Here is a 257-nt window from a genome sequence, read left to right on the forward strand (position 1 = left end):
TACGAATTAAGAAAACACCTGAAATAAGAATTAGCGTTGCAAACAATCCAATACGTGCTTCATCGCCGGTTTTGGGGTTATCTGTTTTTTCAGCTTTTCCATTTTCATTTTTTGTTTCTTTGCTCGCTTCTTTAGCTGTTTCCTTACTCTCTACTTTTGTTTTCTCTTCTTTTACTTGTGTATCTGTTTTCGCTTGATCATTATTTTTTATTGCAGCAGTCACGCCGTTATCACCACCTACAGCTTTTACATTTGCA

1 protein-coding gene is annotated in these 257 nt (G+C 35.8%); it reads right to left on the minus strand.

The features are described 5' to 3' along the window. Window positions 1-257: sortase B protein-sorting domain-containing protein (locus tag MR079_RS28805; protein ID WP_242295111.1), on the minus strand; the 257-nt coding region annotated here is incomplete at both ends.

The organism is Bacillus cereus group sp. BfR-BA-01381 (assembly GCF_022663555.1).
GTDB classification, from domain to species: Bacteria; Bacillota; Bacilli; order Bacillales; family Bacillaceae_G; genus Bacillus_A; species Bacillus_A pacificus.